General features: G+C 66.3%; 15 protein-coding genes. 10 read left to right on the top strand and 5 right to left on the bottom strand.

Going from position 1 to position 16,056, the window contains the following annotated elements; all coding sequences use genetic code 11:
* The first annotated feature begins 310 nt into the window (after positions 1-310).
* From IT361_10905 to IT361_10895, 3 genes are all read left to right on the top strand, one after another.
* Entirely contained in the window at positions 311-805 is a 495-nt protein-coding gene (locus IT361_10905) for a hypothetical protein (GenBank protein MCC6318188.1), read from the top strand.
* Between the two features lie 113 nt (positions 806-918).
* Positions 919-2,595 (top strand): hypothetical protein, encoded by a 1,677-nt coding sequence (locus IT361_10900; protein MCC6318187.1) that lies wholly within the window; start codon positions 919-921, stop codon positions 2,593-2,595.
* Between the two features lie 58 nt (positions 2,596-2,653).
* Positions 2,654-3,256, top strand: coding sequence for an HD domain-containing protein (locus IT361_10895; protein ID MCC6318186.1), 603 nt, complete (start codon positions 2,654-2,656; stop codon positions 3,254-3,256).
* Here IT361_10895 and ispG read toward each other — a convergent pair.
* Entirely contained in the window at positions 3,253-4,476 is a 1,224-nt protein-coding gene (gene ispG, locus IT361_10890) for a flavodoxin-dependent (E)-4-hydroxy-3-methylbut-2-enyl-diphosphate synthase (protein MCC6318185.1), read from the bottom strand. The genes IT361_10895 and ispG overlap by 4 nt on opposite strands.
* Positions 4,477-4,640: 164 nt before the next feature.
* Here ispG and IT361_10885 point away from each other — a divergent pair, with 164 nt between their 5' ends.
* Together IT361_10885 and IT361_10880 are read left to right on the top strand one after the other, a co-directional pair.
* The gene (locus tag IT361_10885; protein ID MCC6318184.1) at positions 4,641-4,988 is read left to right on the top strand and encodes a hypothetical protein; all 348 of its coding nucleotides are present in this window, start codon (positions 4,641-4,643) and stop codon (positions 4,986-4,988) included.
* 209 nt (positions 4,989-5,197) lie between these two features.
* The gene (locus IT361_10880) at positions 5,198-5,410 is read left to right on the top strand and encodes a cold-shock protein (protein ID MCC6318183.1); all 213 of its coding nucleotides are present in this window, start codon (positions 5,198-5,200) and stop codon (positions 5,408-5,410) included.
* A gap of 139 nt (positions 5,411-5,549) precedes the next feature.
* Here the strand turns inward: IT361_10880 and IT361_10875 are convergent, their stop codons facing one another.
* The 3 genes from IT361_10875 to IT361_10865 form a co-directional block, all read right to left on the bottom strand.
* Positions 5,550-6,557, bottom strand: coding sequence for a TerC/Alx family metal homeostasis membrane protein (locus IT361_10875; protein MCC6318182.1), 1,008 nt, complete (start codon positions 6,555-6,557; stop codon positions 5,550-5,552).
* Between the two features lie 125 nt (positions 6,558-6,682).
* On the bottom strand, positions 6,683-8,650 hold the full coding sequence (locus IT361_10870) for an ABC-F family ATP-binding cassette domain-containing protein (protein ID MCC6318181.1): 1,968 nt from the start codon (positions 8,648-8,650) through the stop codon (positions 6,683-6,685).
* Complete coding sequence (locus IT361_10865) at positions 8,647-9,009, bottom strand: arsenate reductase (protein ID MCC6318180.1); 363 nt, start codon at positions 9,007-9,009, stop codon at positions 8,647-8,649. Before IT361_10865 ends, IT361_10870 begins: the two co-directional genes overlap by 4 nt.
* A 112-nt stretch (positions 9,010-9,121) precedes the next feature.
* Between IT361_10865 and IT361_10860 the strand changes: the two genes are divergently transcribed.
* From IT361_10860 to IT361_10850, 3 genes are all read left to right on the top strand, one after another.
* Positions 9,122-10,105: an alpha/beta hydrolase gene (locus tag IT361_10860; protein ID MCC6318179.1), complete on the top strand. Its 984-nt coding sequence runs from the start codon at positions 9,122-9,124 to the stop codon at positions 10,103-10,105.
* Between the two features lie 76 nt (positions 10,106-10,181).
* Positions 10,182-10,742 carry a hypothetical protein gene (locus IT361_10855; GenBank protein ID MCC6318178.1) on the top strand — a complete coding sequence of 187 codons (561 nt, stop codon included), beginning with the start codon at positions 10,182-10,184 and terminating at the stop codon, positions 10,740-10,742.
* A gap of 5 nt (positions 10,743-10,747) precedes the next feature.
* Positions 10,748-11,023, top strand: coding sequence for a hypothetical protein (locus IT361_10850; protein ID MCC6318177.1), 276 nt, complete (start codon positions 10,748-10,750; stop codon positions 11,021-11,023).
* On the opposite strand, the gene IT361_10845 is transcribed toward IT361_10850, so the two are convergent.
* The gene (locus IT361_10845; protein MCC6318176.1) at positions 11,020-11,271 is read right to left on the bottom strand and encodes a hypothetical protein; all 252 of its coding nucleotides are present in this window, start codon (positions 11,269-11,271) and stop codon (positions 11,020-11,022) included. The genes IT361_10850 and IT361_10845 overlap by 4 nt on opposite strands.
* A gap of 84 nt (positions 11,272-11,355) precedes the next feature.
* On the opposite strand from IT361_10845, the gene mnmG reads away from it, so the two are divergent.
* Together mnmG and IT361_10835 are read left to right on the top strand one after the other, a co-directional pair.
* A complete protein-coding gene (gene mnmG, locus IT361_10840; GenBank protein MCC6318175.1) occupies positions 11,356-13,305 on the top strand; it encodes a tRNA uridine-5-carboxymethylaminomethyl(34) synthesis enzyme MnmG in 1,950 nt (649 codons plus the stop codon).
* Positions 13,295-15,304 carry a hypothetical protein gene (locus IT361_10835; GenBank protein MCC6318174.1) on the top strand — a complete coding sequence of 670 codons (2,010 nt, stop codon included), beginning with the start codon at positions 13,295-13,297 and terminating at the stop codon, positions 15,302-15,304. The genes mnmG and IT361_10835 overlap by 11 nt, the downstream gene beginning before the upstream one ends.
* Positions 15,305-16,056: the final 752 nt, after the last annotated feature.

Raw genomic sequence — 16,056 nt, 5'->3', positions numbered from 1 at the left:
CCGTGTGCCGTCACCGCCGCGGCCCGGGAGGCCGTGGACGTGATGGACATGGTGGTGGCGGAGTGTGTGGCGCATGAGGCGCTCAACCTATCCGCGCTGGTGGCGACGGTCAATGCGTGCGGACAGTGCCGGCCTCCGGGGGATGGGGGTCGCCCTCAGGGACCTCCGCAGGCCTTGCGCTGGTAGTTGGGATTCCAACATTGCCACTACAACTTCTGGGTGATTGTGAATAAATTCACAATGCTCGCAGGGCCCTGCGAGCAACCCATCCTCGGGTGTTTTCCTGGACGGCTCTGGAGGCCTCTAGCACATGCGTTTCATCGGAATGGCTGTTGTCGCGAGCGCCGCGCTGCTGGCTGCGTGCGGCGGTGGCGAGACAAAGACGACTGACTCCGCCGCCACCACGGCGGCTCCCGCTCCGGCCGCCGCGGCCGCGCCGACGGGCACGGTCGCAGCGGCGCCGGTCACCGGCACCGTGCACGAAGTGAAGATGGTCGGCGACGACAAGGGGTACCGCTTCGACCCCGCTACGCTCACCGTGAAGTCCGGTGATGGGATCAATTTCATCATGGTCTCGGGTGGCCCACACAACATTGCGTTTGATGCGGCCACGATACCGGAAGACCAGAAGGCGCAGCTGCAGGCGAACATGCCCAACTCGCCGGGCGAGTTCTCGAGCCCGATGCTCATGAACGCGAACGAAGCGTGGCAGGTCTCGCTGGGCAACATCAAGCCCGGCAAGTACAACGTTATCTGCACGCCGCACCTCGCGATGGGCATGACCATGGTCATCACCGTCGAGTAAGCGCGTTACACGGCGCACGGCGCGGGGGTGCTCTCGGGCACCCCCGCGCTTTTTCTTGCAACCCGGCGAGACAATGGTGAGTCTGTAAGGGACCACAGTGCTGTCGTCCCCTCATGGACTCGTCCGCCGCTACTCGCTTTCCGTCCGTCTCACGCCGCCTGCGCCTTCCCTCGCGCGGCGCCTGGCTCGGCGCACGCGCGACGAATGTGCTGCGGCGCGGGCGGCGCCTGCTGGTACTCGGAGGTGTCGCCTTCACCGCGCTACTTGTCCTGTACCTGGTGTTGCCACGCGGCGTCGAAGGCATCCGGACCTTGGTGAATCCTCCGGCCACCACACGTCTCGACACCGTGGCGCTGGGCCGCCGCGCCGCAGCGGCGCGCACTGCGGTTGCCGACGCAGAAGCGCTCCTGGCAGCCGCGCGCGTCGCCCACGCTCGCGCCCTGGCGGCCGCAACCGCGCTGCCAGCGCCAGCGGCTGACTCGGTTCGCAGCGATTCGCTTGCGGGTTTGGTGCGAACGCTGTCAGCCCTGCTCCAGCGCGTAGCTGCGGCTCCGCTCACTGCCAGCTATCGCGCGCTTGGGGAATCCGCTGCGCTACGTGCTGATGTCCGCGCGCGCGCGCTGGTCGACTCGCTCATCGATGTCGAGCGCGAGCGTGACGACCTCGGTGGCGGAGCGACCGTTGATCCGGTCTTTGTGGCGCTGACTACGCGCGCCAACGAACTGGGCCGCTCGCTTCAGGCGCTTGGTGAGGAGGAACTCGCGCGCTTGCGCCACGACATGGCGGCCGCGACCCCTTCGCCCACGACCGGCGATGCACCAGTCGTGGGTCCGCTGCCCGACACCTTGCAGGCGTCGCTCGCACTCGGCCGAGCGCGCGTGGCAGCGGTCGCCGCTGACCGAACCTTGGCGAGCGCACATCTCACGAACGCCGCCCGCGACAGCGCCGCGGCCGTCGAGCGCCGTCGGACGCAGCTTGCCCCGCTGCCCGTGATGCTCGCGGGCGCTGCCGTGGTCGCAGTGTTCCTGGCGTTCGCCTTCGCGCTCACCGATGAAATGCGCAGCCCACGCGTGGCGGATGCCGCTGAAGCGGAGCGCTTGTCCGGACTGCGGGTACTGACGATGGCCAGCCGCCGGGAGGTTCCTGCACAGCGGGCGCGACGGGCGGCCGATCGTTCGATCGCGCCCTTGCTCGACCCCACGTCGGACGAGTACCGCATCCTCGCGTGGCATCTCACGTCGCTCTGGCCGCGCGAGGGGATCGTGACGGTCACCGGCGACGACTCGGTGGTCTCCGCAATCGTTGGCGCCAATCTCGCGGCCGTCCTCGCCGTGGACGCGCGGTCAACGCTGCTGGTCGATACCGACTTTGCAGCGAGCCCCGTACGTCACGTCCTCCAGCTTCCCGATTCACCGGGCCTTGCCGCGGTGGTCGCCAACCTGCGCAGGTGGACAGAATCGTTGCACACCGTCGCCGTCGGCCGCAGCCGCACGATGGATGTGTTGCCAAGCGGGACGCGCGACCGTTCTCTCGGGCCATCCGAAGGTCAGGCACTCGTCGCCGATGTCGTGCGCGCCGCGCGGCGCCATGATGCGACGGTGATCGTCTCGCCATCCCTGCTGGCGCAGAAGGTTCGTGCGGGCGATGACGTGATCGTCTGTGCCGTCCAGGGCACCACACGACTCGCGACGCTGGCACGCGCAGTGGCCACGCTGATCGATGCCGGGGCGCGCGTGCGCGGCGTGGTGCTCTGGCAAGGTCGCGTCCCCGTCGTCGCGCTCGCTGGGTGAGGTTTGCCGCGGTTGCGATTCACGGCATAAGTTGTCCCGCACCCTCCCTCGACGTGTCGTGACCGGATACTCCGACCGCATCAACCACGCACTGGCCTTTGCGGCCAAGCACCACGATCAGCAGGTGCGCCGGGGCATGCGGGCCCCGTACCTGACGCAGCCGGCCAACGTGGCAATCATTCTCACGCGCTATGGCCAGGACGAGTCGATCGTCATTGCGGGGATCCTGCACGACGTCGTTGACGACTGGTCGCGGGACGGCTATTCACGCGAGGTGCTGCAACAGCGATTGTCCGAGAAGTTCGGCGCGGGCGTGTTCACCACGCTGGTGAGCGTCACCCAGCGTCGCGCCGACGATGAAGGCGTCGAACTCACCCCTGACGAACGGCGCGATGATCTGCTCGCTCGACTGGCGGCCGCGACGCCCGCGGCCCGGTGGGTCTGCGCCGCTGACAAATTGCACGGTGCCGCCTCACTCGTGGCCGACGTTCGCCGCACGGTCGACCCGGCCTCCGTGTGGAGCCGCCTCTCGGGTGGGCGTGACACTGCGGTGCGCTGGTACCGCCGGGTTCATGACCGCCTCGTGGCCATGGGATTTGACGCGCCGATCATGGACGAGTATGCGCAGGTCGTGCGCGAACTGGAGTCGCTTCCCGGCTAGCGGGCTCCACCGCCGTAGCGTTCGGCGACGTACGACTCGAGGATCTCCAGGAACTCCGGGACGATCCGGTCGCCCTTGAGTGTGGTGCGCAACGCCCCATCCACGTACACGGGTGCCTTGGGTTCCTCGAACGTACCCGGCAGGGAGATCCCGATGTTCGCGTGCTTCGACTCACCGGGCCCGTTCACCACGCACCCCATCACGGCGACCTTGAGTTCCTCCACGCCGGTGTACCGCTGCCGCCACTCTGGCATCTGCTCGCGCAGGAAGTGCTGAATGTCTTCTGCCATGTGTTGAAAGAAGGTGCTGGTTGTTCGCCCGCACCCGGGGCAGGCCGTGACCTGCGGCGCAAAGGCACGCAGGCCCAGGGACTGGAGCACCTGCTGCGCCACGAACACCTCTTCCGTGCGGTCGCCCCCGGGCCGCGGCGTCAGCGAAACGCGAATCGTGTCACCGATCCCCTCGGCGAGCAGGATCGAGAGACCCGCGGTGCTCGCAATGATCCCCTTGCTCCCCAGACCGGCCTCGGTGAGGCCGAGGTGCAACGGAAAGTCGCAGCGGGTCCCAAGGCGACGATACACCTCAACCAGGTCCTGCACCTGCGACACCTTGGCCGAGATGATGATGCGGTCGTGCGCGAGCCCCACGTCCTCGGCGAGAGCCGCAGACCGGAGCGCGCTCTCCAGCATGGCCTCGATGTACACGTCCCTCGCGTCACGCGGCTGCGCATCACGGGCGTTGTCGTCCATCATCTGCGTCAGGAGATCCTGGTCGAGCGACCCCCAGTTCACGCCGATTCGCACCGGCTTTCCCTCGTCGGCGGCCACCTGCGCGATGGTCCGAAAGTTCTCGTCCCGTCGCTTGCTCCCGACGTTGCCTGGATTGATCCGGTACTTGGCGAGGGCACGCGCACACTGCGGGTGGCGAGTCAGCAGGAGATGACCGTTGTAGTGGAAGTCGCCCACGATGGGGACTTGGCACCCTCGGTCTTCGAGACGCCGGATCAGCTCCGGGACCGCCTCCGCCGCCTCATCGGTGTTCACCGTGACGCGCACGAGCTGGGAACCAGCCTCCGCCAGGGCCTGCACCTGATCAGCCGTCGCGGCGGCATCGGCCGTGTCGGTGTTCGTCATCGACTGGACGACCACCGGATGGCCCGATCCAACCTTGACCCCACCCACCGCGACCGTCACCGTATGCCGACGTCTCTTGAACGTCACTCTGCCTTCCCCATGCTGCTGACCGGTCAAAGGTAGCAGCCCTCGCCCGCATCATGGCCCAGGATCCCGGACTTCCCGACCGCGAACTGAACACCGAAGACGTCGCGGCCCTCGCCCCTCCCCCCCGCAAGAGCTTCGCCCGCCGGCATTGGGGGAAGCTCACGCTGCTGACGCTTTTTGGCGTTCCGCTGTTGGCGCTGTTCGTCTGGTCGTACGCCGCCATGACCTTCACCTACTCATCGGGTCATCGCGCCGGTGTGCTCATGAAGCTCTCGAAGAAGGGCTGGATCTGCAAAACGTGGGAGGGCGAGCTGCAGGTCGCGCCGGTCCCCGGCAGCCTCCCGGTCACGTTCCCCTTCACCGTGCGGAACGATCGCACGGCAGCCGCCATCGGGCAGTTGATCGGGCGTCAGGTGGAGCTGACGTATGAGGAACACAAGGGCGTGATCCTGTCCTGCTTTGGCGAGACCCAGTACTACGGCGTCGGTGCGCGCCCCATTCAGCAGCCCTGACCCGGTCGATGCCGGCCGACCGCGAACCCGCCGCATTGTTGACGTCGCCTGGGGCCCGTATATTCGTGCCGCTCGTCGCCGCTGCCTGGCGCCGTGATCCAATGCGGAGGGATCGCCTAACGAGCCTCTGGGTTCCGCAGAACAGCTTTTGTCAGGGCTCAGCGCTGCGCGCTCCTTGACGACAAGCAACACTTCCAAGGAGCAGATGTATGCGTACGACCGGCAAGGTGAAGTGGTTCAACGACGCGAAGGGCTTTGGCTTCATCACGCCCGACAACGGTACCAAGGATTGCTTCGTGCACTACAGCGCGATCCAGGGTTCCGGCTTCAAGACGCTCGCCGAAGGCGACGCGGTGGAGTTCGAGATCGTGCAGGGCGAGAAGGGTCCGGCTGCGGAAGGTGTTACGCGTCTCAGCGCGTAAGCCCGAGGAGTCTGCACGAACGGGGGCCTCTCACCGAGGCCCCCGTTCGTGTTTCATCCCTCAGCCTCGGTGCCGTCGTACAGCGCTGCTTGCGAGGCCGGGCAATCGGCAGGCGGATTCGATCCGCGCCCCGGTGTGCTCAGTCAGTCAGCACGCCCTGGTCCTGTCCGGTCTCGCGTCGCGCAGCCACCACGCTCGCCAGAACACCGATGAGGAGGATCAGGGCCACCATGCCCAGCAGGTAGAAGTTGAACGAGGGCCCGATGTAGCGTTTGAGCAGGTCGGCGACGAGCATCTTGATGCCCACCAGCGCCAGGATCGCCGCGAGCGACACCTTGAGGTAGCGGAACTTCTCCATCGCTCCCGCCAGGGCAAAGTACAGGGACCGCAGCCCGAGAATCGCGAAGACGTTGCTCGTGAAGACGATGAAGGGATCGGTGGTGATCGCGAAGATGGCCGGGATCGAGTCCACGGCGAACACGAGATCCGTCGTCTCCACGAGTACCAGCGCCACAGCCAGCGGTGTGAGCACACGTCGCCCGTCCTGCAGGATGGCGAACCGTTGCCCGTGGTACGTCGGCGTCACCGGGAAGAATCGCCGCACCCATCGGATCACCGCGGAGTCGCTTACATCATCGTCGGACGACTTCTGTACCAGCATCCGCACGGCCGTGAACACCAGAAACGCGCCGAAGACGTACAGGATCCAGTGGTACCGGGCAATCAGCGTCGCCCCAAGCACGATCATGACGCCGCGCATCACGAGGGCGCCGAGGATGCCCCAGAACAACACGCGATGCTGGTACTGCGACGGCACGCGCAGGTACTGAAAGATCATCGCCATCACGAACACGTTGTCCGCACTGAGCGAGATCTCGATGATGTAGCCCGTGAAGAACTTCACGGCGGCCAGTCGGCCATCGTTGGTCAGGCCGTCGAGTTTGTCGACGTGGGAGCCCAGCCCGAGCCAGTGATGTTCGTACATCACGTACACGAGCGCGTTGAACGCCAGGGCAAGCACGGCCAGTCCAGCCGTGAACGTGAGCGCCTCGCGAATCGTGACGACGTGTGCCTTGCGGTTCAGCACGCCGAGGTCCACCGCCAGCACCACGACGACGAAAACGATGAAGCCGACCCAGGCCAACAGTTCCTGTGTGATGACCAATCTCCGGCGTGTGTGACTGTCGGTGTCCTGCCAGACGCTTCGGGAAAACTACCGCGACCCGCGCTGGTCGTTCACCTGATAATCGTTATCGGTGTTCAAGGCTTTCTCTATCGGCCTTGGGGCGATGTCTGGGCGTCATGGTCCGCCGCCTCCATGGCCTGCTCCCACACCGCCATTGCCCGCGAGAGGGCCCGGCGCGTTTCCTCGAGCTCCCGCGCCAGCGCTTCGGCACGGCTGATCGCGCCCGGCGTGCCATCGTAGAGTTCGGGGTCCGCCATCCGGGTCGTCAGATCGGTCACCCGAACCTCCAGGGACAGCACATCCGCCTCGGCCGTGTCCACGGCGCGGCGGAGCTCGCGCGATGAGGTTCGTGCCCGCGCCGTCGCGTCCGCATGGCGCCGCTCGATGTCGCGTTCGCGCTCCCGCACCGCCGCCGTGCGTTCGGCTTCGCGGGCGACCCTTGCCACCTCTTCGCGCTCGCGCACCTCCTCCCACTCGTCGAATGGGCCGTCGAACACACGCATGTGGCCGTCACGCAGGTCCCACACGCGTGTGGTCAGCTTCCGCAGCAGTTCGCGATCATGACTCACCAGAAGGACGGTCCCGTCGTAGCGCTCGATCGCGTCCTCGAGCGCCTCGATGGACTCCACATCGAGGTGGTTTGTCGGCTCGTCAAAGATCAGGAAGTTGGCGCCGTCCAGCATCATCATGGCGAGCGCAAGGCGCGCAAGCTCGCCACCGGAAAGTGATGACGTGGATCGTCGGGTCTCGTCGCCGGAGAACTGCACCCGGCCCAGGTGGCCCATCACCGCACCGCGTTCCCACATCGGGCGCAGGTCGGCAATGATGTCGTAGAGCGATTTGTCTCGCGGGACGTTCGCGAAGTCCTGCGTGTACATCGCCGTCTGGATCGCCCCACCGACGCGAATCTCACCGCTGGTCAGCGCGCGCGCGCCCACAATGGAACGGAGGAGCGTGGACTTGCCGGTGCCGTTGGGTCCGACCAGACCAATCACGTCGCCACGTCGGACCCATCCGGTGAACGGCCGCAGCAGCACGCGATCGCCCATGTGCACCTCGACGCGCTCACACACGACGACCTGGTCGCCGCCGCGTTCGCGGGCCTCAAACCGCACGCTCATCGCGGTTTCGTCATCGGGCGGCGGCGTGAGTCGGGGCAGCCACTCCAGCCGCTTGCGCCGCCCCTTGGCTTGCTTCGAGTTCTGTCCCGCGATGTTGCGGCGCACGTAGTCTTCTTCGCGCGCGATCGCCTTCGCCTGTCGGTCGAACGAGCGCTGCTGTGACAGCCGGCGTTCCGCGCGTTGTCTGATGAAGTCGGCGTAGCCGACACCATAGGCAACCGCCGTGGTGTCTTCGAGGTGCAGGACGTGATCGACGACCCGATCCAGAAAGGCGCGATCGTGTGAGATGATCAACTGAGTCTCGCGCGAGCCTCGCAGAAACTCCTCGAGCCACCTGGTGGTCTCGAGATCGAGATGGTTCGTTGGCTCGTCGAGCAGCAACACATCGGCGGGAATGGCCAGCTGCCGAGCGAGCGCCACGCGGCCGCGTTCGCCGCCACTCAGGTGCGCCAACGGCATCTCCCGCGCCCCGCTGGCGTTGAACCCCAGACCCTCGAGGACCGCGTCGACGGTGGATTGGTAGGTGTAGCCACCGCTGTGTTCGAAGCGCTCGAGATCGCGCGCGTAACGATCCAGCTGTGCCTTGCTGGCACCCTCTCCCGCTTCGGCGAGGCCGTTGGCCTGGAGCGCGAGGTCGTCCTCGAGGTCGATCAGCGCCCGGAACGCCTCAGCCACCGCACCCCATACGGTCGTCGCTCCGGGGAAGTCGCGATGCTGGTCGAGTACGGCGAATCGGAGCCCCGGCGTGCGGGCGATCGACCCGCTGGTCGGCGACTGGTCACCAGTCAGCAGTCGAAACAACGACGTCTTGCCGGATCCGTTGCGTCCTACCACACCCCACCGCTCACCCTCACCAATCGTGCAGGTCACGTCGTGCAGCACCGTGGTCGCGCCGTACTGCACGCTGACCGCAGAGAGCGACAGCTGGGTCATTTCGCGCTGCCCGGTGCCTTGAGCCACGTTCCCCACGCCGCCTCATCGAGGCCAAGCGTCAGGTGTTGTTGGAACCGGACGAGCGGCACGCGGAGGAGCAGGGGCTCGTCGGCAAGGAGGGCGAGCCACCGCTCGTCCGAATAGCGCGCGGGACCGAGGCCAAGTTCGGCGTAGCGCCGCGCCTCCCGGTCGACGAGCGCCGTGACGCCAAACCGTTGCGCAAATCGCCGCAGTTCGCCCGGTGATGCGGCTCGCTCATGCAGGTCCACGAAATGGGTCTTGATGCGGCGCTCCGCAAAGAACCGCAGGGCCTTGCGGGTCTCGGCGCTCTTCTTGTGACCGAAGATCTGGACTTCCATGACTGCAGGGGGATGATGCCGGCCTTCGAACCGCTATCCTTCGCGTGCCGTCGGTCCGGGCCCAACCCTGGTGATCGTGGTCGGGCCGTGGAGGATTGTAATCGAGCCCAGCATGTCGCGCCCCTATCGCCCCGCTCCCTGGCTCACCAACCCGCACCTGCATACGGTGTGGGGACGCGTCTTTCGACGCCGTGCTCAGCTCCCCTGGCGACAGGAACGTCGAGACACGCCGGACGGGGACTTCGTCGACCTGCTGCGCGTCGACACGCCCGAGCCCAACGCACCAACGTTTCTCCTCCTTCACGGGCTGGAGGGATCACATCGCTCGCACTACATCGCGGGCACGTTGCAGCAGGCGCGGCGCCGTGGCTGGCAGGCGAACCTGCTCTTCTTCCGCGGCTGTAGCGGCGAGGTCAATCGCGTTGCCCGCAGTTATCACAGCGGCGAGACACGGGACCTGGACTTCGTGGTCTCGCGGCTTCGCGCCGAGCGGCCCGACGCACCCCTCGTGCTGGCGGGCGTTTCGTTAGGCGGCAACGTATTGCTCAAGTGGCTGGGGGAGCAGGGTACCGCACTCACTGGCGTCGTCGCCGCGGCCACCGCGGTTTCAGTTCCCTTCGACCTCGCCCGGTCCTGTGCCCACATCGACGCCACGGCCTCGTTCTACAGCCGACGCTTTCTGGCAACCTTGCGCGAGAAGGCCCTCGACAAGATTCAGCGACACCCAGGCCTGGCTGATGCAGCCGCGGTGCAGCGCGCCAACAGCCTCTGGGCCTTTGATGACGCCTTTACCAGCGTGGTCCACGGCTTCCGCGATGCCGCCGACTACTATGCCCAGTCGAGTTCCCTCGGATTCCTTCGCGATATCCGCGTTCCCACGCTCCTCCTCAGCGCCTTCGACGACCCGTTCCACCCCCCGGAGATCCTCCATGAGGTGCGCGCGGTCGTCGAGAGCAACCCGTGCGTGCAGACGGAGTTTGTCCCTGTCGGGGGCCACGTCGGCTTTGTTGAAGGCCTCCTGCCCTGGGCCACCACCTCGTACAGCGACCGCCGTGTGGTCGAGTTTGGCGAGCAGCAGTTGGCCATGTCGCCGTGATCGGTTACCCGGTAGGATGCAGGTGTAGCGCGCGTGCCCGTTCGGCCGTCGCGGGCCCTCCTGCAGATCTTGTCGAATGTCTTCCCTGTTTCTCCTGGCGTTCGTCGCCGGCCTCGTTCTCAATGTCATCCTGCTCATCCGCGGTACCGAGCGCTGGTCTCGCCGTGAAGTCGTCCGACGACTGGATGCGTTCGGACGTGAGCTGCGCCTGGGACGCATTTCCCTTCGGACGCCAATTGCGGCGTCCATGGCCGGTGCCTTTGGCCTGACCGGATACCTGCTGACGCGTTTCACGGCGCTCGGAACCCTCACCACCGTCGCGGTAGCGGCGAGCGTTGCCGCGGTCGCGGTCATCAGTGCCGTGCTCACGATCAAGCAATGGGCCGTGCCACACGCGCTGCGCGACGCGCCAGACGAGCGCTTCGCCTTGCAGGGACAGCTCGCAACGGTCTCCACCGAGATTCCGTTTGGCGCAGAAGGGGAGGTGGCGTATCAGATTGACGACCGCCGTTTCACCACGCGGGCTCGCAGTGTGGACGACTCGCCGCTCGCACGAGGGACCGACGTGGTCATCGACCGGGTCGAGGAGGGCGTGGTGTTCGTCGAAGATTGGGCGCGCGTCGAGCAGCGCCTCTGAGACGCATGTCATCCGACGCGGTCCTTTTCGCGGTCGTGTTCGGTGGACTCTTCGTCCTGCGCATCATCGCGGCCACGATCGTGTTTCTCGTCCTTCTTCCGCGCGGCGACCGCTGCCCGATGTGCGACGAGCCAACGCTCCGCGTGGCTTCGTTCCTGTTCGACCGCCTGATGCCGTGGTTCCGTAAGAGCTGGTGCCTGACCTGCGGCTGGACCGGCCTCCTCCGACGTGGACCGCTCACCGAACAGCCCGCCGCTCGCGAACCCGCCGCTCGCCGCTAGGCGCCCATGGCCAGCAGTCGCAGCCAGGAGGGCCAGTTGCCACTCAGATCAAAGAAGTCCTCGAAGTACTCGAGTCCCGCGCCCTCCAGGTCGTCGATCACTCCCTGCAAGTCATCAGCGGCGATGATCGGACCGATCACCACCAGCCCGCCCTCCACCCTGAACTCCTCGTCCGTCAGGCCGAGCCGCTGGTCGATGGCGCTCCGGGTCAGGTGTGCTCGCTCGAAGGCGACTTTGCGAATGATCAAACAGGGGTGCTGCGACGGGATCGACAATGGCATGATGCAGTCTACATCGTCCCCACGGTCGTCCACGAGCACCAGACCCCTCCCGTGACCCACGTAGATACTGAGCAGGACTTCGACGTTCTCGTGGTCGGAGCGGGCCACGCCGGTACCGAGGCCGCCGTCGCGGCCGCTCGGCTCGGCGCTCGCGTCGGATTGGTCACGAGCGCCCTCGAGACCATCGGGCAAATGTCCTGCAATCCGGCGATCGGCGGCGTGGCCAAGGGAACCGTGGTGCGGGAGGTCGATGCGCTGGGCGGCATCATGGCGCGCGCCACGGACCTCGCGATGCTCCAGTTCCGTATGCTGAATCGGAGCAAGGGAGCCGCGGTCTGGGCTCCACGTGCTCAATGCGACCGGGGGCTCTATCGCCGAGCCGTCCGTCAGCTCCTGGAAGCGCACCACCAACTCGCGACACTGCAGGGCACCGTTGCTCGGCTCCTGCTCGATCAGGGTCGGGTGCGCGGCGTAGAGACCCTCGAGGGCCGCCGGTTCGGTGCCCGTTCCGTCGTGATCACCACCGGGACGTTCCTGCGCGGCCGTATCCACATCGGCACCGATACGAGGATCGCGGGCGGTCGTGCTGGCGAGTCGTCCACCATCCAACTCGCTGAGCAGCTTGAAGATGCCGGTCTTCAGGTCGCGCGGTTCAAGACGGGTACGCCACCCCGCATCGATGGTCGGTCCGTCGACTACTCACAGATGGAGCGCCAGGAGAGTGAAGTAGACTTCTTTGACTACTCTTGGTCGGCCTTTTGGGCGACAGATCGGCGCCAATTAGGCGCCAGTCGACATCCAGAGCAACTCCCGTGTTTCATCACCCACCTCGAGGGGGATGGTAAGCGGATCATCGCCGAGAATATTGGAAAGTCAGCGATGTATGGTGGGGCGATTGCCGCACAGGGGCCGCGCTATTGCCCGTCCGTCGAGGACAAGATTGTCAAGTTTCCGGACGCGGAGCGCCACCAACTGTTCCTTGAGCCCGAGGGCCACGATACCTCCGAGCTCTATGTGAACGGGCTGTCCACGTCGTTGCCCGCGTCGGTACAGGTGGCGATCCTGCGCAGCGTGAAAGGCCTCGAGCATGTGAGGATGACGCGGGCCGGCTACGCGATCGAGTACGACTTCTTCCCGCCGACACAGCTCGATGCGACGCTTCAGGTGCGTGCGTTACCGGGGCTCTGGTTTGCCGGGCAGATCAATGGCACGACCGGGTACGAGGAGGCTGCAGGGCAGGGACTGGTGGCGGGGTTGAATGCCGGGCTTGCCGCGTTCGAGCGGCCGGCCCTGTATCTGGGCCGGGAGTCGTCCTACATCGGCGTTCTGGTCGATGATCTCGTGGTTCGGGGGGTCGACGAGCCCTATCGCCTCTTCACGTCGCGGTCCGAGTTCCGGCTGACCGTGCGGCAGGACAATGCCCTGCGTCGGCTTGCCGGCGTGGCGCGTGAGCTCGGGATCTATAGCCCACGAGAGGACGCGATGGTCGACGCCAGGCTCCGCGCCGAGGAGGAGGCGCTCTCGCTTGCCACCGATACGAGCCTGCGGGCGGACCAAGCGAACGCCGTCCTGGCCCAGGTGGGCAGCGCGGCGATCACCCAGTCCACGCGAATCGTCGACCTCACGCGGCGCCAGCACGTGACGCTGCGCGGTCTGCTCGACGCGGGGGGGGTGGGTGCGTCTCTTCCGCTCGACGCCGTGGTAACGGCGGAGCTGCAGATCAAGTACGCGGGATACTTCGAGCGAGAGCGCACGGCGGCCGACAAGCTTCGACGCATGGGGGCGTTCGCGCTCGAGGAGACGCTGCCGTACGCCAGCATGCGTTCGGTCTCTTTCGAGGCGCGGCAGAAGTTCGCGGCCCAGCGGCCGCGCACGCTCGCGCAGGCCGCACGCATTCCCGGCGTCAGCCCATCGGATCTGCAGAACCTGGTGCTGGAGGTCGAGCGCCACCGGCGAGTTGCAGCCGCGGGCGGCCAGCAGTCCGTACCACGTGACCCCTGACTCGACTCCGACACCCAACCGCTGGTTCGGCCGTCTGGCCGCAGGGGTCATTCTCACGATGGGCACGCTGCCAGTCGTCAATTGGATCCCCGGAGGTCGTCAGGCTCCCTGGTACGACACGGTCATCACTGGCTGGCTCTCGGGATCCTTGATTGTGCTTGGCGGAGGCATCGTGCTCGCGATGCTTACGCGCGGCTGGTCACCACCAACGCATGGCCTATCGCGAATCGCCCGGTCGAGCGCGTCGCGCCCATCGCGAACAGGGTGGCTGCTCGCCGGCGCTGCCTTTGCGCTCTACGCCCTCATGGCGCATGCCGCGTTTGATGGTGTGCCCCTGCACCTGGACGAGCTTGCACAGGTGGCGCAGGCCAGGGTGTTTGCGTCGGGTCGTTTGTGGATGGAGACGGGGCCCTACCCCGAATTCCGAAGTGCCCTGCATTTCCTCGATGACCATGGGCGCTGGTATTCGCAGTTCCCGCCTGGATGGCCGGCCCTGCTCGCCGTGGGCGTGTGGCTGCACGCCACGTGGCTCATTGCGCCGGCGCTTGGCGCCGTGAGCGTGGCGGCATTCTGGGGAATCGCACGTCGCGCGTGTGATGCGCCCGTTGCCCTGGCGGCCGCTCTGCTCTTTGCCGTCACGCCGTTCATCGTGTTCATGTCCGCCTCGCACATGAATCACGTTGGTGCGCTGTGCTTTTCCCTTCTCGCCGCGTTGATGCTCTGTCGTCTTGATGACGGGCTGCGCTTCGCGGCGGGGGTCGGGCTCGCAATTGGCGCCATGGCCACGATTCGGCCGCTCGATGCGGCCGCGTTCGGACTTCCTGCAGCCCTGTGGATCGCCTGGCGTGTCGTCACACGACCCGTTCGATGGCGCGAGCTCGTGGCGTCAGGTATGGGCGTCGCGGTCATGCTGGGTGTGTTGCTCTGGTACAATGCGCGCACGACCGGCACGGCAACCCTCTTCGCATACGACGCATTGTGGGGTCCTGGTCATGGCCTGGGCTTTCACACGCCGCCGTGGGGCGAGCCGCATACCCCTGCCCGTGGTCTCGAGCTGCTCAGCCTCTATTTCCTCCGCCTCCAGACCTATCTCTTCGAGTCTCCATTCCCGAGTTTGCTGCTTGCCGCGGCCGGCCTGGCGTTTGGTGCTCACGCCGGTCCTGTCGTGCGGTATTGGCTGGCCAGCGGTGCGCTTCTGGTGGCGGGCTACTGGGCCTACTGGCACGATGGGTTTTATCTGGGCCCTCGGTTCTTGTACTTGCTTGTTCCGGGCCTGGTATTGGCGACCGTCGACGGTGTACGGACGCTCTCGGCGAAGCTGTCCCCCGGCTTGTGGCGGAATTCGGGAATGTGGACCCTGGGATTGGCCGCCGGCATGGCCATCGTCGTGAACGCGCCTGCCAGGTTTGCCCAGTACCGTGCCGGTCTGTCGCTCATGCGGCAGGATCCGACCAGGCCCGCGCGCGAACTCGGCGTGCGGGGAGCGCTGATCCTGGTGCGGGAGAGTTGGGGCGCGCAGCTCGTTCCGCGCCTCTGGGCACTTGGTGTCTCTCGTCCCCTCACCGAAGCGTTGTATGGGCGCACGGATGCCTGTGTGCTCGAGGCGGGCGTGCGCGATCTCGAGTTGCGCGGGATCCGCGGACCGGCTGCCGTCGCTGCGCTACTGCCGCTAATGAAGGACTCGCTCCGCCTCGAGCGGAGCCAGTGGTCGCCCGACGCCAGCGAACGAGTGCTCCCCGGTCATGGGTATGACGCCACCTGCCGACGTCGCATTCTTGAAGATCGTGCCGGATTCACGGTGTTCCTGCCGGTGCTGGCACGTGACGATGGAGGCAACACCTATGTGCGTGACCTTCACGCCCGGGATTCGGTGCTGCTTTCGCGACACGCGGGCCGCACGCTGTTCCTGCTGCGCAGCGACGGGCCTGCCGCTGACGCGGCCCTCGTGTTGGAGCCCGTGCGTCTGGATTCGCTTCGTGCCGAGTGGGCATTGAAATAGGGTCTATCGGTTACGAAATTGGCAGAATTAGTATCGATCTGCTACGAAAGTGTTCCTGCGGGCAAGGGATGGAGTTCGGCCTGACGTGCGCGGGTTGTGCATGCCGCCGAGCCGGTGGCCGCAGTCGCGGCCGGATGAGTGCGTGGGCGTGACCAACGGCACGGTGCGCTCCGTGCTTCGGTCCGTGCGAGGCGATTGGCTCGGCTGAACGTTCGCTCGGGAGTCACCGTCTCCGGGTGCGCTTGATTGGCGAGGCTTGGAGCGCGGTTCCCCACGGCCCCCTCCGGCATCTTGCACGCCGCGACTCGCTCACTCCCAGATTGCCTACCGATCGAAGGTGCGATTCTGGATCACCGGAGGTGTGAACCTCAATCGACGCTCACAGCCCCAGCTGCGGGCTCGACCGTCATGCCCGGTGGACGGATGCGCGTGGCAGACTGCGGGATGTGCGTGGTCGAATCATGACCATTGGCGGGATGCGGATGGCGTCCTCGGGGCGCTTTTTTTGCGGCGGTCGGTTCCTTGGCGGCAGCGGCGGCGGAAGCAAGCGCGATGCGGTCGAGTGCACCCGAACTCCTGCATCGGGTTCGGGCCGTAGCGTTGGGCTCGGTGGGACTGGCGCTACCGGAGGCACGTTCTCCGCTACTGGTGCGTCCCCTCATGGTTCTGGCTTGAGTGAGAGGGTCGCGCACTGCCATCGTCACCACGCGATCGCTTTCCGGCTTCCGAGTTCATCGCTGTCCGACAGGATC

The sequence above is a fragment of the Gemmatimonadaceae bacterium genome (genome assembly GCA_020846935.1).
Classification (GTDB): Bacteria; Gemmatimonadota; Gemmatimonadetes; order Gemmatimonadales; family Gemmatimonadaceae; genus RBC101.
Note: the sequence above shows the minus strand (reverse complement) of the source record. Positions and strands in the feature narration are given on the sequence as shown.